Here is an 18,420-nt window from a genome sequence, read left to right as displayed (position 1 = left end):
ACGGCTGGCACACCGCCGGGGTGCTCGGGCCGCTGGCCGCCGGACTGCTCCTGCTGCTCGCCTTCGCCGGCGCCGAACGCCGCGCGGAACGCCGCGCCGCCGACCCGCTGCTGCCACCCGGCTTCCTCGCCGACCGGCGCCGGGCCACCGCGCTGGCCGCCGTGATGGCGACCTCCGCCGGCACCGCACTGGCCTTCGTCCTGCTCTCGCTCTACCTCCAGCAACTGCGCGGCTGGAGCGCGGCCGACACCTCCGCCGCCTTCCTGCCGTACGCCGTCGCCCTGGTGCTGGCCGGCCGGGCCGCCGGGCCGCTGATCGCCCGCTACGGGCCGGTCCCGGTCACCGCCGCCGGCCTCGCCCTGGAATGCGTCGGACTCGCCCTGCTGGCCGGGCTCGACCCCGGCAGCGGCTACCCCACCGGGCTGCTGCCCGGACTGCTCTTGCTGCCCGCCGGAGCCGCCGCGTCCTTCGCCGGGGCGGCCGTGCTCGCCACCGGCGGTGTGGCACCGGAACGGACCGGCCTGGCCGCGGGTGTCTTCAACACCGCCATGGAACTCGGCCCCACCGCCGGGCTGGCCGCCCTGATGGCCCTCGCCGCCACCCGCCCGACCGTGGTCGGCGGCTACGCGACGGCCTTCGCCGCGGCCGCCGCCGGACTGGCGCTGACCGCCCTCGCGGTCGCCCTGCTGCCCCGGACCGGCACCACGGCCGACACCACCAAGACCATCCCCAACGCACCCGAACACACCACCCGGATCAAGGAGTTCACCACATGAGCACGCGTTTCGCCGACAAGTCCGTCCTGGTCACCGGCGGCGGCAGCGGCATCGGGCGGGGCATCGCGCTCGCCTTCGCCCAGGAGGGCGCCCGGGTCGCGGTCGCCGGGCGCGGCGCCGGCCCGCTGGCCGAGACCGTCGAACTGATCGAGCAGGCGGGCGGCAAGGCCGTCGCGCTGACCGGCGACGTGACGAACAGCGCGGACGCCGCCCGGCTGGTCCGGGAGACCGTCGAGCACTTCGGCGGACTGGACGTCGCCGTCAACAACGCCGGGGTGTTCGGCGCGGCCGGGCCGGTCGCCGAGATCGACGAGGACGAGTTCCGGCGGGTCTTCGAGATCAACGTGACCGGCACCCTGCTGGCGATGAAGCACCAGATCGGCCACATGCGGGCCCACGGCGGCGGCGCCATCGTCAACGTCTCGTCCAACCTGGGCGTCCACAAGCGGGTCGAGGGCGTCGGCGCCTACAACGCCAGCAAGGCCGCCGTCACCGCGCTCACCCGCTCCGCCGCCCGGGACCACATCGGCGAGGGCGTGCGGATCAACACCGTCAGCCCCGGCCCGGTGGACACCCCGATGTCGACCCGGCCCGGCGAGAGCGACGCCGAGAAGAGCGAGCGGATGAAGTCCGAGGTGCCGGTCGGCCGCTCCGGCGCGGTCGCGGAGATCGCCGCCGCCGTGCTGTACCTGGCCTCGCCGGAGGCGGGCTACACCGTCGGCGCGGACCTGGTGCTGGACGGCGGCGTCACCGCCTGACCGGCGCGGCTCAGCCGTTCAACCAGTCTCCGGGCACGGCTCCGTAGAGCGCGTCAAGCGCCTCCGGGGTCCGTGCCCGGACCGCGGTCCAGGCGTCGCCGACCGCCATGACCAGGACGTCCGGGCCCTGGTACCAGCGGCACTCCCGGCCGAGGGCCGGCAACTCGCTGAATTCGTCCGGCAGTTCGGCTTGAGATTCGAGGAAGTCGCTCAACTCGTCGTCCTCCAGCAGCTTCTCGCTCATCGCCATCACCGCCGCCGCCGTCGAGAAGCGCTCCTCCCAGGGCTCCCACCGCTCCTGCGAGGTGTCCGCGAGGTCCGGCCGGGCCACCGTCGGCGGGTCCGGCTGTGCCAGGTCGTCCAGCAGTACGCCCCAGTGGGCGCAGCCCTGGTTCTCCGCCCGGTACACCAACGCGCCGTCCAGCACGTGGAGCTCGTCCGGCGTCAGCAGCACGTCCTGGGAGCTGGTGAGGTCGGCCCGGCGCCCGAACAGCCGGTACGCCTCGCGCAGGGCCGCCGGCAGCCGCAGCCCCAGCCGCTCCTCCGCCGCGTCCAGTTCGGCGTCGGTGAAGCCGTCCAATGGTCCCAGCGGCTCGCCCCAGTGTGCGGCGAAGCCCCGGACGAGTGCCCAGGCGCCGTCGCGGCCACCCGGCGTTGCGGCCATCGCGGCCCGCAGGTCGAAATCGGTGTCGTTCACCCGCGCACGGTATGACACCCCGCTGACAGCCCGCCGTGGTGGGAACGGCAGCCTCCCGTGGTGGGAACGGCTGTTGCGCGCACGACCGGCCGAAATCTGACGCGAACGCGTAATCCCGAGGACACCGGTTGATCACCGCGGGGTTCCCGCGCCGTCGTTCGGGCAGGACACGGTTTCGGCCGGAACCAACTCACGAAAGGCGGACGCGCGAGCAATGCCGACCGCACCGCACCCCGCGCCCCTCCCGGGCCGTCGAAGCCGCTGGGGTGAGCACGGCCTCGCCTGGGCCTTCCTGCTGCCCTCCCTGGTGGTCTTCGTCCTGTTCATCGGCTATCCGCTGGGACGGACGATCTACCTGAGCGGGCACGCCAACGACCTCTTCGGCGCGCCCTCCCGCTACGTCGGATTCAAGCACTACACCGACCTGCTGTCCTCGGCCGACTTCGGCCGGACGCTGGTCACCACCGCGCTGTTCACCCTGCTCACCGTGGTGCCCGGGGTGCTCGGCGCGCTGGTGCTGGTGCTGCTCCTGGAGAACCGGATCCGGGGCGTACGGCTGCTGCGCTCCGCCTTCGCGCTGCCCTTCGCCTTCTCGGTGGCCAGCGCCTCGGTGGTCTTCGCGGTGTTCTTCAACCCGGCCAGCGGGGTGCTCAACGGCCTGCTGTCGCACGTCAGCCTCGGCCCGGTCGGCTGGCTCACCGACTCCCGGTACGCGCTGCTCTCGGTGGCCCTGACCACGGTCTGGATGAACCTCGGCTACAACGTGCTGGTGCTCTCGGCGGGCATCGGCTCGATCCCCGGCGAGGTCGTCGAGGCGGCCCGGATCGACGGCGCCTCCGGACTGCGGCTGGCCCGCTCGATCACCGTCCCGATGCTCGGCCCGAACCTGTTCTTCCTGACCGTGGTCTCCACCGTCCACGCACTGCAGAGTTTCGGCCAGATCCACATCCTCACCAAGGGCGGGCCGGACGGCTCCACCCGGACCCTGGTCTACTCCGTCTACGAGAAGGCCTTCGCCTACGGCTCCAGCGACTTCGGCACGGCGAGCGCCCAGGCCGTGGTGCTGCTGGTGGTCGTCCTCGCCTGCACGGCCGTCCAGTTCGGCGTCCTGGAGCGGAAGGTGTACTACGCATGAGCACGACCAGCACGACCAGCACGGCCGACGCCCGCCCCGAGGCCGACGCCGCCCGCCCGCGCCCCCGGGCCCTCGCCGGGCGCTCCCCGCGTGACCTGCTGGGCCGCGCCGCCGTCTACCTGCTGCTCGCCGTCGCCGTGGTCACCGTGGCCTTCCCGGTGTACTACGCGGTCGTCGGCGCCTTCATGGATCCGTCCGAACTCGCCTCCTACCCGCCCGCGTTGGTGCCGCACTCGGTCACCGGGCGGAACTTCTCCGGTGCGGTGGACACCATCCCGCTGTTCCGGCAGTACGCCAACTCGGCGATCACGGCGACCGCCATCACCGTCGCCCAGCTGGTCACCTCGATCCTGGCGGCGTACGCCTTCGTCTTCCTGCCGCTGAAGGCGCGGGCCGTGGTGTTCGCGGTGTTCCTGGCCACGCTGATGGTCCCGTGGGAGGCGATCATCATCCCCAACTACCTGACGCTGTCGGACTGGGGGCTGGGCAACACCTACTTCGGCCTCGTCCTGCCGTTCCTGGCCTCCGGCTTCGGCACCTTCATGCTGCGCCAGGCCTTCCGGCAGCTGCCGGGCGAACTGCGCGACGCGGCCCGGATCGACGGCGCGGGCCACTGGCGCTTCCTGTGGCGGATCGTCGTCCCGCTCAACAAGCCGGCCCTGGCCGCGCTGTCGATCTACGTCTTCCTGTCGGCCTGGAACCAGTACTTCTGGCCGCTCATCATCACCCGCACCGCCGACATGCAGACCCTGCAGATCGGTCTCACCTCGCTGCGCGACTCCGAGATGGCCGACCCGGGCCTGATCCTGGCCGGCGTGGTGCTCTCGCTGCTGCCCACCCTCGCCCTGGTGGTCTTCGGCCAGCGCTTCATCGTCCGCGGCCTGACCGCGGGCGCCGTCCGCTGAGCCGGTGCCCGTCCTGCCGGCCGTACGTCCCCGCTCCGCTCCCCACCGGAAAGAAAGAGAACCCTCGTGAAGAAGAGTGCACGCGCGCTCGCGGCCCTGCTGGTGGCCGGCCTGTCCCTGACCGCCTGCGGATCCAGTGGGTCCGGCTCCGGCTCGGGCGGCTCCGCCGACGCCGGCGCGCCCGGCGCCCAGGCGCTCGACCAGGCCTCCGGCGTCACCACCGTCGAGTTCTGGCACTCGATGACCGGCAAGAACGCGGACGTGCTGAACGGGCTGGTCAAGGACTTCAACGCGGCCCACCAGGGCAAGATCGAGGTCAAGGCGCAGTTCCAGGGCAAGTACGACGAGCTGGTCACCAAGTACAAGGCCGCGGTGCAGCAGAAGGGCACCCCCGCCCTGGTGCAGGTCTACGACATCGGCACCCGCTTCATGATCGACTCCAAGCAGACCGTCCCGGCCCAGGCCTTCGCCGACAAGGACGGCTACTCGCTGGCCGACCTCGACCCCAACATCCGCAACTACTACTCGGCCAACGGCAAGCTGGTCTCGATGCCGTTCAACTCCTCGATGCCGCTGCTCTACCTGAACACCGACGCCTTCAAGGAGGCCGGCCTCGACCCGGCGCAGCCGCCCAAGGACCTCAACGAGCTGGCCGACACGGCCAAGAAGCTGACCAAGAAGGACGCCGACGGCAAGACCGTCCGCTACGGCTTCGGCGCCGCCATCTACGGCTGGTTCGTGGAGGAGCTGCTCGCCGAGTCCGGCACCATGTACTGCGACAAGGACAACGGTCGCAGCGACAAGGCGGGCAAGGTCGTGTTCGACTCCGCCCAGGGCGCGCAGATCGTCCAGTGGTGGGCCGACCTGGTCAAGGGCGGCTACGCGGCCAACACCGGCCGGGTCACCGACGACGCCCAGGCCGCCTTCAAGGCCGGCACGGTCGCGATGCACCTGGAGTCCACCGGCGTGCTGCGCGGCTACACCGAGGCCGCCAAGTTCGGCGTCGGTACCGCGGCCTTCCCCAAGGTCACCGCCGCCGACCAGGGCGGCCCGGTCATCGGCGGCGCCTCGCTGTGGATCAGCGGCCCCGGGCACTCGGACGCCGAGAAGCGCGCGGCCTGGGAGTTCGAGAAGTTCCTCACCGGCCCCGAGCAGCAGGCCGTCTGGCACACCGGTACCGGCTACTTCCCGGTCAACGCGAAGTCCCTGGACGACCCCAAGGACAAGGAGTGGGTGGGCACGTACCCGCAGTTCCAGACGGCCATCGACCAGCTGAAGGCCACCAAGCCCACCCCGGCCACGGCCGGCTGCCTGCTCGGCGTGATGCCGCAGGCCCGCAAGGGCGTGGAGACCGCCATCGAGCAGACCATCGCGGGCGGCAAGACCGCCCAGCAGGCCCTGGCCGACGCGGCCAAGGAGCTCCAGCCCGCGATCGAGAGCTACAACAGCTCGGTCGGCTGACCCGGCCACCCCTTCACGGACGACGGCCCGCCCGGCGCAGCACGCGCCGGGCGGGCCGTCGCCGTCAGGCCGAGAGCGCCTCGCCGTCCTCGGGCAGCGCGCACGCGCCGGCCAGCTGGTCCAGGGAGAGGTCGAGCGCGAACGCCAGCGCCGCGATGGTGAAGAACGACGGTGTCGGCGCCCGACCCGTCTCGATCTTCCGCAGCGTCTCCGCCGAGACCCCGGCCACCGCCGCCACCTCGACCATGCTGCGTTCACCACGCGCCTCGCGCAGCAGCGCCCCGAAGCGCTCCCCACGCTCGCGCTCCCACGGGGTCAGCGGAGTCCTCACCATGCCGTTGAGTCTAGGCCCTTGCGCCGGGTGGGCGGGTCAGTGGTCCTCGGGCCAGTTGGGGAGGGGGGCCGGGCCGCCCGGCCGGCCGGCGTTCAGGGACAGGCAGAGGGTGAAGATCGTGGCCTGGCGTTCCTCGGAGTAGGAGCCGAAGACGTTCTCCGGCTCCGACTCGCAGGGGTGCGGGTCGCTGCCGTCGTGGGTGACCTTGGTGATCTTGAAGTCGGCGTTGGGCTTGGTGCAGTCCACGAGCTCCATGTTCGGCTTGGAGCCGCCGCCGAGGTCGTGCACGCAGTCGCCGACCTTCGCGGCCGCGGGCTCGGACTTGCCGGCGTTGCCGACCGCGACCATGGCGCCGGTGAGCAGCGCGACCAGGAGGAGTGGGCCCCCGACCCGCTTGCCCAGGCGGCGCAGTCGTGAGGGGTCGGCGGGGGCGGGGAGTTCGTGGTGCGGGGACTCCGGGGTGAGCGGCTCGGCCGGCTGCGGGGTGTCGTCGACGGCGGGGAGCGGCGGGGTCGTCACGTGGGTTCCTAGTGATCAGATCATCGGATGGTGCGGCCGAACGCTAGCGGATCGGGAACCGGGCGAGCATTCGCATTTCCGCTGGTCCGAGGCCCTTTGGAGGTGTCGGCGGTCGCGCATCGGCCCTTCGTGTACCGCCGGATGGTGTCCCGGCGCTCGACCGTGATACAAATACCGGTATAAGAATTGGATCCAGGGAGTGGCTCATCATGGTCGAACTCAAGTCGGACACCGCCCTCGCCGCGATGCGCGAGGCCGGGCGGGTGGTCGCCAACGCGCTGGCGGCCGTGCAGCGGGAGGCCGCGGCGGGCGTCGGCCTGCTGGAGCTCGACGAGGTGGCGCGGGGCGTGCTCGCGGCGGCCGGGGCGACCTCGCCGTTCCTCGGGTACCGGCCGGAGTTCGCGCCCGTGCCGTTCCCCGCCGTCATCTGCGCCTCCGTCAACGACGCCGTCGTGCACGGCATCCCGAACGGCTACCGGCTGCGCGACGGCGACCTGGTGAGCATCGACTGCGGCGCCGTCCTGGACGGCTGGTGCGGCGACTCCGCCGTCAGCTTCACCGTCGGCACCGCCCGCCCCGAGGACACCGAACTGATCGCCGCCACCCGGCGGGCCCTGGAGGCCGGGATCGCCGCCGCCGTGGTCGGCAACCGGATCGGCGACATCGCCCACGCCGTCGGCACGGCGGCCCGGGCCGGACGCTACGGGCTGCTCGACGGCTACGGCGGGCACGGCATCGGCCGCCGGATGCACGAGGACCCGCACGTGCCCAACGAGGGCCGCCCGGGCCGGGGTTACCCGCTGCGCCCGGGCCTGGTGCTGGCCATCGAGCCGATGCTGACGGCCGGCGGCCGCGACGACTACGCCACCGACCCGGACGGCTGGACGCTGCGCACCACCGACGGCAGCCGCGCCGCCCACGTCGAGCACACGGTCGCCGTCACCGAGGACGGCCCGCTGATCCTCACCCTGCCGTGACGGACGTTACGCGGTGGCCGCCGACCGGCCGGAGTACCGTGCGGGCATGACCGATCAGGACTTCACCACGCGGGTCACCGTACGCGGGTACGAGACCGACACCCAGGGCCACCTGAACCAGGCCGTCTACCTGCAGTACGCCGAGCACGCCCGCTGGGAGTACCTCCAGGCGGCCGGGATCCGCCAGGCCGAACTGGTCGCCAAGGGCGTGGGCCCGGTGGTGCTGGAGACCACGGTCAAGTACCTGCGGGAGCTGCGCGCCGGGGACACGGTGGAGGTCAGCTGCGCGTTCGGCTGGCGGGAGGGCAAGACCTTCCAGGTGGTGCAGCGGCTGACCCGCGAGGACGGCGTGCTGGCCGCGGAGATCACCGGAGTGGGCGGCATCCTCGACCTGGCGGCGCGCCGGCTGGTCGCCGACCCGCGCGAACCACTGCGCGCCCTCGCCTCGGACCCGGGGCTGCTCGGGCTCTGACCCACCGCCTACGCGTGCCGGTGCTGCCCGCCGATCACGGCCGCGGGCCGGTGGTGGTCGGCGGCGGCGATCAGGGCGGCGAGGCCGGTGGTGACCGGCACGGCGGCGACCAGTCCGATGCTGCCGACCAGGGTGCGGGCGATCTCCTCGGCCACCAGCTCGCTGGTGGCCACCGAGACCACCGTCCGGTGCGCGATGGAGAACAGCAGCAGCAGCGGCAGCGCGGCACCCGCGTACGCGAGCACCAGGGTGTTGACGGTCGAGGCGATGTGGTCGCGGCCGATCCGCATGCCGGTCCGGTACAGCCGGCCGGCGCCCATCGTCGGGTCGGCCTCGCGCAGTTCCCAGATCGCCGAGGTCTGGGTGACCGTCACGTCGAAGAGCACGCCGAGCGAGCCGATCACGAACCCGGCCAGCAGCAGGCCGCGGATCTCGATGCCGGGGTAGAGGTCGTGCACCAGCCCGGTCTCCTCGGAGGTGTCGCCGGTCAGGTGCGCCCAGGAGGCGAAGACCAGGCTGAGCACCCCGGTCAGCACCAGGGACGCCAGTGTGCCGAGCACCGCCACGGACGTCCGGGCGGACAGTCCGTGGCACAGGTAGAGGGCGATCAGCATGATCGCGCTGGCGCCGACGATCGCCACCAGCAGCGGGTCCGCACCGCGCAGGATGGCGGGCAGGATGAACAGCGACAGCACGGCGAAGCTGATCGCCAGCGCGATCAGCGCGGCCACCCCGCGCCAGCGCCCGATCGCCACCACGACGACGGCGAACAGCCCGGCCAGCACGCCCATCGGCAGGTTGCGGTCCACGTCCACCACGCTGTACCGGAGGTCCGCCGGGGCGTCCGGCGCGTACGTCAGGACGACCTGCTCGCCGACCTCGTACTGCCGGGGCTCGGACGGGTGGACGACCACGGTGAACGTCCGGCCCCGGTCCGGCCCGTCGGTGACCTCCACGGCGTCCTGCCGACAGGCGCCCTGGTCGGCGGAGTTGAGGTCGGCGCAGGGCAACTCCCTGACGGCGGTGACCCGGCCGTGCCGGATCTGCTGGTCGAAGCCGACCCCGGTGTGCTGGTGCGCCGGGACCCCGCCCGGCCACAGCACCACCAGGCCGACGGCGACGGCCACCGCGAACGGGATCAGCACGGCCGCGATCACCTTGCGCAGGTGCGCGGAGACCGGCGCGGCCGGCCCGTGGGCGTGCGAGTGCCCCGCGGGCGCACCTCCGCCGTGGTCGTGCCCGTCGTGCAGAGTCCCTGCTTCCACCCTCACGCCTCCTCAGTCCTTCCGCACGGCAAGCGGATCGACACGCGCAGCAGCACGCGAACGAACAGCTGGAACAGCACCCGAAATCATCGGCGCCCGACCGCCCGTTCCCCCGCAGGGCGGGAACCGTGGGCGCGCCGCACCCGGGCGCAGGGTGCACCCGGGCGCCGGGGGATTGCCCCACCGCGGACCGGCCTGCTGCCCGCATGGGCCCAAGTGCACCGCCCCAGCAGACTCTTGGGCATGACAAAGCTCACCGGAATCACCCTCGCCACCCTGGCTGTCACCGCCCTCACCGCTCTGCCCGCCGCCGCCGAGCCGGAGCGGGCCGGCCGGGGCGGCCTCAACTGGTCGACCTGTCAGGGCCAGAGCGACCCGCGCCTCCAGTGCGCCGACCTGACCGTCCCCTTGGACTACAACGACCCGGGCGGCCGTCAGATCACGGTCGCCGTCTCCCGGATCGCCACCGCGAAACCCGGTCTGCGCCACGGCGTCCTGCTGACCGTCCCCGGCGGGCCCGGCGGCTCCGGGCTCGGCCTCCCGGCGAGCGCGGCCGAACAGCTCCCGCAGTCCGTGCGGGACCGCTTCGACCTGGTCGGCTTCGACCCCCGAGGGGTCGGCCGCTCCACCCCGGTCAGCTGCGGGCTGGACAGCTCCGACCTGGCCCTGTCCAAGCTGCACCCCTGGCCCGCCGCCGACGGCTCGATCGACGAGAACCTCGCCACCGAGCGCCGGGTCGCCGAGGCCTGCGCCCGCAACGGCGGCCCGGTGCTGCGCAGCCTCTCCACCGCGAACGAGGCCCGCGACATCGACCGCATCCGCCAGGCCCTCGGCGAGCGCACACTGTCCGCCTGGGGCACCTCGTACGGCACCTACGCGGGCGCCGTCTACGCGACGATGTTCCCCCAGCGCACCGACCGGATCCTGCTGGACAGCAACGACGACCCGGACCCGTCGCGGGTCGGCCGCGGCTGGCTCGCCGCCTACGGCCAGGGGCTCGAGGACCGGTTCCCGGACTTCGCCGCGTGGGCCTCGGCGCCCGGCAATCCGGACCGGGTCGCCGACACCCCCGAGGAGGTCCGCCCGCTCTTCCTGGACCTCGCCGCCCGGCTGGACCGCTCGCCGCTGCCCTGGCCGGGTGCCAGTCCGGCCGAGCTGAACGGCAACGTGCTGCGCGAGACCATGCTGCAGAGCCTGGACGCGGACGCCAGGTTCCCCGCCCTGGCGCAGCTGATGCTGGCCGGTCTCGGCCGCCGGCCGCTGCCCGACCCGGTGCTGCCGCCGGAGCAGGTGGTGCAGAACAGCGTCGCGGCCTCCATCGGCACCCTCTGCAACGACGTCAGCTGGCCGACCGACCCGGCGGGCTACGCCAAGGACGTCGCCGCCGAACGGGCCGCCCGTCCGCTCACCGCGGGCCTGCCGGTGAACGTGATGCCCTGCGCCTTCTGGCCGTCCGCGCCCGCCGAGCCGCCGGTGCGGGTGACCGGCCGCGGCCCGGCGAACGTCCTGCTGGCGCAGAACCTGCGCGACCCGGCCACCCCGTACAAGGGTGCGCTCAAGCTCCGCGCGGCCTTCGGGGACCGCGCCCGGATGGTCACCGTGGACGCCGGCGGCCACGGCGTCTACCGGGCGCACCGGAACGCCTGCGGCGACGCGGTGGTGACGGACTTCCTGGTGACGGGACGTCGCCCCGCCGAGGACGTGTTCTGCCCGGCGGCCCCGAACGCGGCGACCCCGGCGAGCTGAGGACGGGGGCACGGCACGCGGAGGCAACGGACCGTGAACGAACGGTCCTTGCTTCCGGGTGAACCCCTATTCGACCCTCGGATATGAGTCGAACCTGTCGCGATTTTGTGACAATAGTTCGCCAACAGGCCCCCCACGGTGGGGATTCACGGCCGTAATGTTCGAACTATGTCACCGAAGAGCCGCATACCTGCCCCGGACCCGGGCGACACCTGGGTGCCGCGCCCGAGGCGCCGTCAGACCCCGCTCGGAATCCTGCGCCATGCGGCCACCTTCCTCGGCTCCAGCGTGCTGGGCGGCGTCCTGCTGGCGGGCCTGATCCTCCCGGCGGCGGGCGCGGTCGGGCTGGGCGCGAAGAACGGTGCCGAGAGCTTCGAGAGCATCCCCGACGACTTCAAGACCCCGCCGCTCACCCAGGCCACCCAGATCTACGACGCCAAGGGCGGCCTGATCGCCAAGGTCTACGAGCGCGACCGCACGGTGCTGGCCGCCGAGCAGATGTCGCCGCTGATCCGCCGGGCCCAGGTGGACATCGAGGACGCCCGGTTCTACGAGCACGGCGCGGTCGACCTCAAGGGCGTGCTGCGGGCGATCACCAAGAACGCGGAGAGCGGCGCCGCCGTGCAGGGCGCCTCCACCCTCACCCAGCAGTACGTGAAGAACGTCAACGTCGAACTGGCCGGGGACGATCCGGTGGCGGTGCGCGAGGCCCAGCGCAAGACCCTCGGCCGCAAGATCCAGGAACTGCGGTACGCCATCAAGCTGGAGGAGGACCTGCCGAAGGAGCAGATCCTCACCAACTACCTGAACATCACCTTCTACGGTCACCAGGCGTACGGCATCCAGGCCGCCTCCCAGCGCTACTTCGGCAAGGACGCCAAGGACCTCACCCTGCCCGAGGCGGCGACGCTCGCCGGGCTGGTGCAGAACCCGTCCCAGTACGACCCGAAGCTGCACCCGGTGGCGGCCCAGAAGCGCCGGGACACCGTCATCGACAAGATGCTGGAGAACAAGCACATCACCGCCGACCAGGCGAAGGAGGCGAAGGCCGCCCCGCTCGGCCTGAACTACCGGGACCCGCAGAACGGTTGCATCACCGCCCAGGCCGGCATGGGCTTCTTCTGCGACTACGTGCGGCACGTGGTCAAGCAGGACCCGGCCTTCGGCAAGAGCGCCGCCGAGCGCAAGAAGCTGTGGGACACCGGCGGGTTGAACATCTACACCACCCTGGACCCGGACAAGCAGGCCGCCGCCCAGAACGCCGTCTCCACCAAGGTGTACGTCACCGACCCGGTCTCGGCGGCGATGACGATGGTCGAGCCCGGCAGCGGCAAGATCCTGGCGATGGCCCAGACCCGCCCGTACGGCCTGGCCAAGGAGAAGAACCAGACCGTCGTCAACCTCAACGTGGACGCGGCGATGGGCGGCGGCATCGGCTTCCAGCCCGGCTCCAACTTCAAGCCGATCGTGGCCGCCGCCGCCCTGGAGGCCGGGCTGCCGCCCACCCAGCAGTACGACTCGCCGAACCGGATGGACTGGCCGACGACGAAGACCTGCGACGGCACCTGGAAGAACCTCAAGAAGGGCACGAAGGACGGGGTCATCCCCAACGAGAGCCCGAGCGAGAAGGGCCCGTACTCGCTCAAGCAGGCGATGGCGCTCTCCGTCAACACCTACTTCGTGCAGATGGAGCAGGAGATCGGGCTCTGTGCCGTCAAGCAGATGGCCGACAAGCTGGGCGTGAGCGGCAAGGCGAGCGGCGACCCGCTTCAGGAGGTGCCGGCCCTCGGCCTCGGCACCCAGGAGGTCAGCCCGCTGACCATGGCCAACGTCTACGCGACCTTCGCCGCCCGGGGCAGCTACTGCGCGCCGCTGGCGATCAACCGGATCACCACGGTGGACGGCAAGGACGTTCCGGTGCCGCCGGCCCGCTGCAACCAGGTGATGTCCACGGACACCGCCGACGTGATCAACAGCGTGCTGCTCGGGGTGACCGAGAAGGGCGGCACCGCCCGGGACCTCCGGCTGGACGACGACCGCCAGATCGCGGGCAAGACCGGCACCACGGACGAGAAGAAGTCCGCCTGGTTCACCGGCTACACCGGCAACCTGGCCGCCTCGGTCTGGCTGGGCAGCCCGGGCACCAAGGTGCCGATGCGCAACATCCGGATCGGCGGCCAGTACCAGCCCGAGGTGTTCGGGGCGACCGGCCCCGGGCCGATCTGGCAGCAGGCCATGAGCGCCGCCGTCCGGACCATGCCGGAGAAGGACTTCACCACCGTCTACATCCCGGACCCGGTCACGCCGAACCCCGGCTGCGGCACCACCGCCGGCTCGCCGGCTCCGACCGGCTGCACCGGGTCGCCCAGCCCGGGGAACACCGGCCGGCCGCACGGCACCGGCCCCGCCACCGGCGGGCAGACCGGTGGGCAGACCGGCCGCTCGGCCCCGGCCACCACCCCGCCGGACGGCGGCGGGCAGTGAGACCACTGACGCCCGCGGCCCCGCCCGAGCACCCGTACTCAGGCGGGGCCGCGGCCCGTCGGCGGACGGGAGGCGGGCAACGCGGCCCCGCCGGCGCTGATCTGCCACGCCCTCGGCCGTGACCCGTCGGACTACCGCCCCTCGACCGGCTCGCCGCTGTCCTGGTCGAGGTTGAACACCCGCCGGTAGGAGTCGGTGACCACGGTGATCTGGGTCCGCCCGGTCCACTCCGCCGCCACCAGCCGGGCGTCGTCCGGCCCGCCGCCGACGTCCGCGAGCAGCCAGCGCCGGGCCGACCAGCCCTGGCCGCTCTCCAGCAGCACCTGCCAGTGCTCACCGGTCTGCGGCCCGGAGTCGTACGAGCGGTGCACCACCACCAGGGACCGCTGCGCACCGGCCGGGGCCTCCTCCCGGCTGCGGGTCTCGGCCGCCGACACCTTGTGCGCGGCCAGCACGCCGAGCAGGAACACGACCCCGGCCGTCACCGTGACCGCCCGGGTGGCGGCCCGTACGGCGGTGCGGCGGTCGCTCAGCCAGGCGGCCGCGATCAGCGCGGCCAGCGCGCCGCCGAGCAGCAGCTCCGGCCGGTTCAGCAGATCGGCGACCAGCATCAGGCCGCCCGAGCGGCTCTCCCACTGGCCCTCGGTGTACAGCAGGACGGCCGCCGCCCCGGCGGCCAGCAGCACCCGGATCAGGGTGCGCCGGCTCCGTCGCGGCCGGTGGTTCCCGCGCTCGTTCATCGTCCCCCCGGTCATCCGGTCACAGCTCCGCAAGGAGTTTCCGGCCCTCCGGCCAGTCGCCCAGCCCGGAGTCCGAGTTGAGGTGCCCGTACGCTCCCGGCTCGACGTAGCGGGCGCCCCAGGCCCGGGCGAACTCCCGGGCCCGCCCGGGGCTCACCCACGGGTCGTCGGTGGAGGAGACCACCACGGTCGGGAACGGGAACGGCTCCAGCGCCACCGGCCGGAAGCCCAGCAGCTCCGGCACCTCGGCGGTGTCGATGTCGGGCGGGGCGACCAGCAGCGCGCCCCGCACGGCCGCGGTCCGCTCGGCCGGGGCGCCGGCCACCCACCGGGCCGCCGTGACGCAGCCCAGGCTGTGCGCGACCAGCACCACCGGCCCCGCGGCGGCGGCCACCGCCGCGTCCACCCGGGCCACCCAGTCCCGCTGCTCCGGGTGGTCCCAGTCCGCCTGCTCGACCCGGCGGAAGGCCGTCGGCTCGGCGGCCTCCCATCGGGTCTGCCAGTGCTCGGGGCCCGAGTTCTGGTAACCGGGGAGGACGAGGTAGGTGGCGTGGTCGGGCATGGGCTCCTCCGGAGGCGGGTTGGACCGGCAGTGCGGCGACTGCGGTGCGGCGGCGGTGCGACTGGAGTGTGGCGGCGGTCGGTGGACGGTTGGTGGACGGGACGTGGACGGTCGGTGGGTGGGCAGCACGAGAGTCTAGGCCTCGGTCGCGAGGGCTCCGCAGCCGGGCGCCGTACCCCGCCCCGGTCCCGGCGCGCACGGTTTCCGACCGGCGCGCGAGCCGGATCGTGCGCTGCCGTACGCCCGGTGCGCCCAGTTGCCAACGGCACGGCCGGTACGGGAGGTTGGACCGGGCCGTCGCCCGGCCGCCACCGCCCCGGGCCCGTACCGGAACTGATGATCGATCACATGGAGGGATGTCGGGGATGACAGCGAAGATCCTGCTCGTCACCGGGGACGCCGCCGAGTCACTGGAGGTGTTCTACCCGTACCAGCGGTTGCGCGAGGAGGGCTACCAGGTCGACATCGCCGCCCCGACCAAGAAGCGCCTGCAGTTCGTGGTGCACGACTTCGTGGACGGCTATGACACCTACACGGAGAAGCCCGGCTACACCTGGCCCGCCGACATCGCCCTGGCCGACGTCGACCCGGCCGACTACGTGGCCCTGGTCATCCCCGGCGGCCGGGCCCCCGAGTACCTGCGCAACGACCCGGACGTCCAGCGGATCGCCCGGCACTTCTTCGCGGGCGACAAGCCGGTCGCGCAGATCTGCCACGGCCCGCTGATCACCGCCGCCGCCGGGGTGCTCGACGGCCGCCGCACCTCCGCCTACCCCGCGCTCGCCCCCGACATCAAGGCGGCGGGCGCCGAGTTCGTCGAGGGCGAGGCGGTGGTGGACGGCGTGGTGGTCTCGGCCCGCGCCTGGCCCGACCACCCGGCGTGGCTGCGGGCGTTCATCGAGGTGCTGCGCACCAAGGCCCCGCTGGCCTGACCTCCCGCCCGGCCGCGCTCACCGAGCTGCGCCTCCAGGCGTCCTGACCTGGCGCCTGTCGTCAGACTCCCGCCTGCGGGGCGTTCGACGACAGGCCCTGGAGCGCCGTCGTCAGGCGCGTTTCCGCCCGCTCCGCCGCCGGTTCCACCGGCACCGGGGCGGGCGGGCGCCGGTCGGCCGCCCAGGCCAGCAGGGCGACCACGGCGCCGGAGGCGGCCAGGCCCGCGCCCACCAGGGTCGGCGAGGTCCAGCCGAGCCCGGCGTCCAGCGCCAGCCCGCCGAAGTACGCCCCCTGGGCGTTGGCCAGGTTGAAGGCGCCCTGCACCGTCGCCGAGGCCAGGGTCGGCGCGCTGCGTGCCTTCTGCAGCACCAGGGTCTGCACCGCCGGGACGATCGCGAAGCCGAACAGCCCGATCAGCACCACCGTGACGGCCGCCGACCAGCGGGCGTGCGCGGTCACCGCGAACAGCGCCAGCGTCGCGGAGAGCAGCAGGAAGGACACGCAGACCGTCGGGCGCAGCGCCCGGTCGGCGGTGAACCCGCCGAGCACGTTGCCGATCGTCATCCCGACCCCGAACAGTGCCAGCACCCCGGTCACCGAGCCGGCCGCGTACCCGGAGACCTCGGTGAGCAGCGGCGCGATGTAGCTGTAGCAGGCGAACATGCCGCCGCAGCCGACCACCACGGTGGCCAGCGCCAGCCACAGCTGCCCGCTGCGGAAGGCCCGCAGCTCGTGCCGGAGCCCGGACTGGGCGGGGGAGGGGAGGGCCGGCACCAGCCGGGCGATGGCGAGCGTCCCGGCGGCGGCGATCAGCACCACCACCAGCATGGTCGCCCGCCAGCCCAGGTGCTGGCCGAGCAGGGTGGCGGCCGGGACGCCGACGATGTTGGCCACGGTCAGCCCGGAGAACATCACGGCCACCGCCCGGGCCCGCCGGTCCGGGGCCACCAGTTCGGCGGCGGCCACCGCCCCGGCGCCGAAGAAGGCGCCGTGCGGCAGCCCGGTGATCAGCCGGGCGGCGGCCAGCGTCCAGAAGTCGGGCGCCAGCGCGCACAGCAGGTTGCCGGTCGCGAACAGTGCGGCCAGCGCCACCAGCACCGTCTTGCGGGGCTTCCCGGCGGCGAGCGCGGTGAGCAGCGGCGCGCCGATCACCACCCCCAGCGCGTACGCGGAGATCAGCCAGCCGGCCTGCGGGATGGAGACGTGCAGACTGTCGGCGACCTGGGGGAGCAGCCCCATGGCGGCGAACTCGGTGGTGCCGATGGCGAAAGCGGTGACGGCCAGCGCGAACAGCGCGAGAGGCAAGGGGGTGGCTCCGGGGTGATGCCCGCGCCCGGGAGGGCGCGCTGCGGGGTGATTCGTTCGTCGGGAATCCTAATCGGGCCGGATGACGTCCCCGTGAGGCCCGTGTGACGAATCGGGGTCCCGCGCCGGAAGGGGCTCGCCTCGTCGGCCGCGGCGCGCGAGACTGGGGGCATGTGCCGCAACATCAAGACGCTGCGACCCCCCGTGACGCCCGACGCGGACGAGGAGGACTTCCGCGCCGCCGCGCTGCAGTACGTCCGCAAGGTGTCCGGTTTCCGCGCCCCGGCGGCGCACAACCGCGAGGCCTTCGACCGGGCGGTGGACGCGGTCGCCGAGGCCACCGCCCGCCTGCTCGACGAACTGGAGGTCCGCGGCTCACACGCCCGGGCCGCCGAGGTCACGGCGTAGGGCGTGTCTTGCGGATCACTGCCGGGTCCGCGGCGTTGGGGCACGCACCTCGCCGCGTTGTCGTCGGTCGCCAATGGCCCCCAGCCTGGCGGCCGGGAGGTGCCCCCACCGCAGTGGCTCCGCCCCCAGCCTCCGGCCGGGAGGTGCCCCCACCTCCGCCTTGCGATGCACGCACCCCAACGCCGCGGCCTATCCGACAAGATCCACAAGACACGCCCTAGAACGTGCCGCCGAGAAGCAGGAGCCGGTGATGAACCCCGCCAACCGTTACGCCCTCACCTTCCCCGGCACGCCCGGTACCCAGGCCCCACAGGACGTGGTCGTGGTCACCCGGACCAGTGCCAAGGGCCCGGGCGGGCACCCCGTGTACGAGGACGCCAGCGGGATCGTCCGGGCCGAGATCAGCGACGCGGGCGAGGTCCGGATGCTGGCCAGCGGCGGCCACCAGAGTCCGCACCTGCCGGTGCACGCCCACCCGCTGCCGTGAGCCCGCGGTGAGATCCGGTTTCCCCTCGAAGCACCGGCCGCGGACCGGTCGGTGGGGCACAATCGCTCCATGACCACAGCGAGTTGGCAGGGAACGGTCGTCGCGGAGAGCGCGGACACCGTCGTCGTCGAGGGCAACCACTACTTTCCGGCCGAGTCGGTCCGGGCCGAGTTCCTGCGGCCCTCCGACACCACCACGGTGTGCGGCTGGAAGGGCACGGCCAACTACCACACCCTGGAGGTGGCCGGGCACACCAACCCGGACGCCGCCTGGTACTACGCCGATCCGAAGCCCGAGGCCGAGCAGGTGCGGGGCCGGGTGGCCTTCTGGCGGGGCGTGGAGATCACCGAGTAGGGCGCGGAGAACGCCGAGTAGCCCGCCCGCGCCTGGCCGCGCCCGGCCGGTCGCGACCGGCCGGTCGCGACCGGCCGGGCGCAGGGGGCCGGGCAATCCGCG

20 protein-coding genes are annotated in these 18,420 nt (G+C 73.1%); 13 read left to right on the top strand and 7 right to left on the bottom strand.

What is annotated here, in order from left to right; translation table 11 throughout:
* Together BG452_RS13740 and BG452_RS13735 are read left to right on the top strand one after the other, a co-directional pair.
* On the top strand, nt 1-776 hold a 776-nt coding region (locus tag BG452_RS13740; protein WP_188304557.1), incomplete at its 5' end, for an MFS transporter.
* The gene (locus tag BG452_RS13735; RefSeq protein WP_188304556.1) at nt 773-1,534 is read left to right on the top strand and encodes an SDR family NAD(P)-dependent oxidoreductase; all 762 of its coding nucleotides are present in this window, start codon (nt 773-775) and stop codon (nt 1,532-1,534) included. The genes BG452_RS13740 and BG452_RS13735, both read left to right, overlap by 4 nt.
* A gap of 10 nt (nt 1,535-1,544) precedes the next feature.
* Here BG452_RS13735 and BG452_RS13730 read toward each other — a convergent pair whose 3' ends face one another.
* Nucleotides 1,545-2,231 (bottom strand): SMI1/KNR4 family protein, encoded by a 687-nt coding sequence (locus tag BG452_RS13730; protein WP_317621027.1) that lies wholly within the window; start codon nt 2,229-2,231, stop codon nt 1,545-1,547.
* Between the two features lie 214 nt (nt 2,232-2,445).
* On the opposite strand from BG452_RS13730, the gene BG452_RS13725 reads away from it, so the two are divergent.
* The 3 genes from BG452_RS13725 to BG452_RS13715 all read left to right on the top strand — a co-directional run bounded on the left by BG452_RS13725 (nt 2,446) and on the right by BG452_RS13715 (nt 5,732).
* Entirely contained in the window at nt 2,446-3,366 is a 921-nt protein-coding gene (locus BG452_RS13725) for a carbohydrate ABC transporter permease (protein ID WP_188304555.1), read from the top strand.
* Nucleotides 3,363-4,271 carry a carbohydrate ABC transporter permease gene (locus tag BG452_RS13720; RefSeq protein WP_188304554.1) on the top strand — a complete coding sequence of 303 codons (909 nt, stop codon included), beginning with the start codon at nt 3,363-3,365 and terminating at the stop codon, nt 4,269-4,271. The genes BG452_RS13725 and BG452_RS13720 overlap by 4 nt, the downstream gene beginning before the upstream one ends.
* A 66-nt stretch (nt 4,272-4,337) precedes the next feature.
* Nucleotides 4,338-5,732: an ABC transporter substrate-binding protein gene (locus BG452_RS13715; RefSeq protein WP_188304553.1), complete on the top strand. Its 1,395-nt coding sequence runs from the start codon at nt 4,338-4,340 to the stop codon at nt 5,730-5,732.
* A 64-nt stretch (nt 5,733-5,796) separates the two neighbouring features.
* On the opposite strand, the gene BG452_RS13710 is transcribed toward BG452_RS13715, so the two are convergent.
* Entirely contained in the window at nt 5,797-6,066 is a 270-nt protein-coding gene (locus tag BG452_RS13710; protein ID WP_188304552.1) for a helix-turn-helix domain-containing protein, read from the bottom strand.
* Between the two features lie 36 nt (nt 6,067-6,102).
* Nucleotides 6,103-6,585, bottom strand: a complete 483-nt coding sequence (locus BG452_RS13705) for a hypothetical protein (protein WP_188304551.1) — start codon at nt 6,583-6,585, stop codon at nt 6,103-6,105.
* A 209-nt stretch (nt 6,586-6,794) separates the two neighbouring features.
* Between BG452_RS13705 and map the strand changes: the two genes are divergently transcribed.
* The gene (map, locus tag BG452_RS13700) at nt 6,795-7,562 is read left to right on the top strand and encodes a type I methionyl aminopeptidase (RefSeq protein ID WP_188304550.1); all 768 of its coding nucleotides are present in this window, start codon (nt 6,795-6,797) and stop codon (nt 7,560-7,562) included.
* Between the two features lie 46 nt (nt 7,563-7,608).
* Nucleotides 7,609-8,034, top strand: a complete 426-nt coding sequence (locus tag BG452_RS13695; protein WP_188304549.1) for an acyl-CoA thioesterase — start codon at nt 7,609-7,611, stop codon at nt 8,032-8,034.
* A gap of 8 nt (nt 8,035-8,042) precedes the next feature.
* On the opposite strand, the gene BG452_RS13690 is transcribed toward BG452_RS13695, so the two are convergent.
* Nucleotides 8,043-9,299 carry a YibE/F family protein gene (locus BG452_RS13690; protein WP_317621026.1) on the bottom strand — a complete coding sequence of 419 codons (1,257 nt, stop codon included), beginning with the start codon at nt 9,297-9,299 and terminating at the stop codon, nt 8,043-8,045.
* A gap of 243 nt (nt 9,300-9,542) precedes the next feature.
* Here BG452_RS13690 and BG452_RS13685 point away from each other — a divergent pair, with 243 nt between their 5' ends.
* Both BG452_RS13685 and BG452_RS13680 read left to right on the top strand, forming a co-directional pair.
* Nucleotides 9,543-11,045, top strand: coding sequence for an alpha/beta hydrolase (locus BG452_RS13685; protein WP_188304547.1), 1,503 nt, complete (start codon nt 9,543-9,545; stop codon nt 11,043-11,045).
* 168 nt (nt 11,046-11,213) lie between these two features.
* Nucleotides 11,214-13,529 (top strand): transglycosylase domain-containing protein, encoded by a 2,316-nt coding sequence (locus BG452_RS13680; protein ID WP_188304546.1) that lies wholly within the window; start codon nt 11,214-11,216, stop codon nt 13,527-13,529.
* Between the two features lie 131 nt (nt 13,530-13,660).
* Here BG452_RS13680 and BG452_RS13675 read toward each other — a convergent pair whose 3' ends face one another.
* Both BG452_RS13675 and BG452_RS13670 read right to left on the bottom strand, forming a co-directional pair.
* Entirely contained in the window at nt 13,661-14,284 is a 624-nt protein-coding gene (locus BG452_RS13675; protein ID WP_188304545.1) for a hypothetical protein, read from the bottom strand.
* A gap of 4 nt (nt 14,285-14,288) precedes the next feature.
* Complete coding sequence (locus tag BG452_RS13670; RefSeq protein WP_188304544.1) at nt 14,289-14,831, bottom strand: RBBP9/YdeN family alpha/beta hydrolase; 543 nt, start codon at nt 14,829-14,831, stop codon at nt 14,289-14,291.
* Nucleotides 14,832-15,196: 365 nt separating this feature from the next.
* Here BG452_RS13670 and BG452_RS13665 point away from each other — a divergent pair, with 365 nt between their 5' ends.
* Nucleotides 15,197-15,763: a DJ-1/PfpI family protein gene (locus tag BG452_RS13665; RefSeq protein ID WP_188304543.1), complete on the top strand. Its 567-nt coding sequence runs from the start codon at nt 15,197-15,199 to the stop codon at nt 15,761-15,763.
* 61 nt (nt 15,764-15,824) lie between these two features.
* Here the strand turns inward: BG452_RS13665 and BG452_RS13660 are convergent, their stop codons facing one another.
* A complete protein-coding gene (locus BG452_RS13660) occupies nt 15,825-17,069 on the bottom strand; it encodes an MFS transporter (RefSeq protein WP_188304542.1) in 1,245 nt (414 codons plus the stop codon).
* Between the two features lie 171 nt (nt 17,070-17,240).
* Here BG452_RS13660 and BG452_RS13655 point away from each other — a divergent pair, with 171 nt between their 5' ends.
* The 3 genes from BG452_RS13655 (at nt 17,241) to BG452_RS13645 (ending at nt 18,318) form a co-directional block, all read left to right on the top strand.
* Nucleotides 17,241-17,477 (top strand): DUF2277 domain-containing protein, encoded by a 237-nt coding sequence (locus BG452_RS13655; protein ID WP_188304541.1) that lies wholly within the window; start codon nt 17,241-17,243, stop codon nt 17,475-17,477.
* Between the two features lie 250 nt (nt 17,478-17,727).
* Nucleotides 17,728-17,964: a DUF6296 family protein gene (locus BG452_RS13650; RefSeq protein ID WP_188304540.1), complete on the top strand. Its 237-nt coding sequence runs from the start codon at nt 17,728-17,730 to the stop codon at nt 17,962-17,964.
* A 69-nt stretch (nt 17,965-18,033) separates the two neighbouring features.
* Nucleotides 18,034-18,318 (top strand): DUF427 domain-containing protein, encoded by a 285-nt coding sequence (locus BG452_RS13645; RefSeq protein WP_188304539.1) that lies wholly within the window; start codon nt 18,034-18,036, stop codon nt 18,316-18,318.
* Nucleotides 18,319-18,420: the final 102 nt, after the last annotated feature.

It is taken from the genome of Streptomyces sp. CBMA123 (assembly GCF_014596465.1).
Classification (GTDB): domain Bacteria; phylum Actinomycetota; class Actinomycetes; order Streptomycetales; family Streptomycetaceae; genus Kitasatospora.
The sequence above is the reverse complement of the archived record's forward strand: the minus strand, read 5'-3'. Positions and strand labels throughout refer to the sequence as shown.

What these genes read in the sequence shown, in the direction of transcription:
- BG452_RS13725 (WP_188304555.1), top strand. Translation starts at nt 2,446, where the DNA reads ATGCCGACCGCACCGCACCCCGCGCCCCTCCCGGGCCGTCGAAGCCGC.
- BG452_RS13680 (WP_188304546.1), top strand. Translation starts at nt 11,214, where the DNA reads ATGTCACCGAAGAGCCGCATACCTGCCCCGGACCCGGGCGACACCTGG.
- BG452_RS13650 (WP_188304540.1), top strand. Translation starts at nt 17,728, where the DNA reads ATGAACCCCGCCAACCGTTACGCCCTCACCTTCCCCGGCACGCCCGGT.
- BG452_RS13685 (WP_188304547.1), top strand. Translation starts at nt 9,543, where the DNA reads ATGACAAAGCTCACCGGAATCACCCTCGCCACCCTGGCTGTCACCGCC.
- BG452_RS13710 (WP_188304552.1), bottom strand. Translation starts at nt 6,066, where the DNA reads ATGGTGAGGACTCCGCTGACCCCGTGGGAGCGCGAGCGTGGGGAGCGC.
- BG452_RS13655 (WP_188304541.1), top strand. Translation starts at nt 17,241, where the DNA reads ATGTGCCGCAACATCAAGACGCTGCGACCCCCCGTGACGCCCGACGCG.
- BG452_RS13645 (WP_188304539.1), top strand. Translation starts at nt 18,034, where the DNA reads ATGACCACAGCGAGTTGGCAGGGAACGGTCGTCGCGGAGAGCGCGGAC.
- BG452_RS13720 (WP_188304554.1), top strand. Translation starts at nt 3,363, where the DNA reads ATGAGCACGACCAGCACGACCAGCACGGCCGACGCCCGCCCCGAGGCC.
- BG452_RS13665 (WP_188304543.1), top strand. Translation starts at nt 15,197, where the DNA reads ATGACAGCGAAGATCCTGCTCGTCACCGGGGACGCCGCCGAGTCACTG.
- map (WP_188304550.1), top strand. Translation starts at nt 6,795, where the DNA reads ATGGTCGAACTCAAGTCGGACACCGCCCTCGCCGCGATGCGCGAGGCC.
- BG452_RS13670 (WP_188304544.1), bottom strand. Translation starts at nt 14,831, where the DNA reads ATGCCCGACCACGCCACCTACCTCGTCCTCCCCGGTTACCAGAACTCG.
- BG452_RS13735 (WP_188304556.1), top strand. Translation starts at nt 773, where the DNA reads ATGAGCACGCGTTTCGCCGACAAGTCCGTCCTGGTCACCGGCGGCGGC.
- BG452_RS13675 (WP_188304545.1), bottom strand. Translation starts at nt 14,284, where the DNA reads ATGACCGGGGGGACGATGAACGAGCGCGGGAACCACCGGCCGCGACGG.
- BG452_RS13695 (WP_188304549.1), top strand. Translation starts at nt 7,609, where the DNA reads ATGACCGATCAGGACTTCACCACGCGGGTCACCGTACGCGGGTACGAG.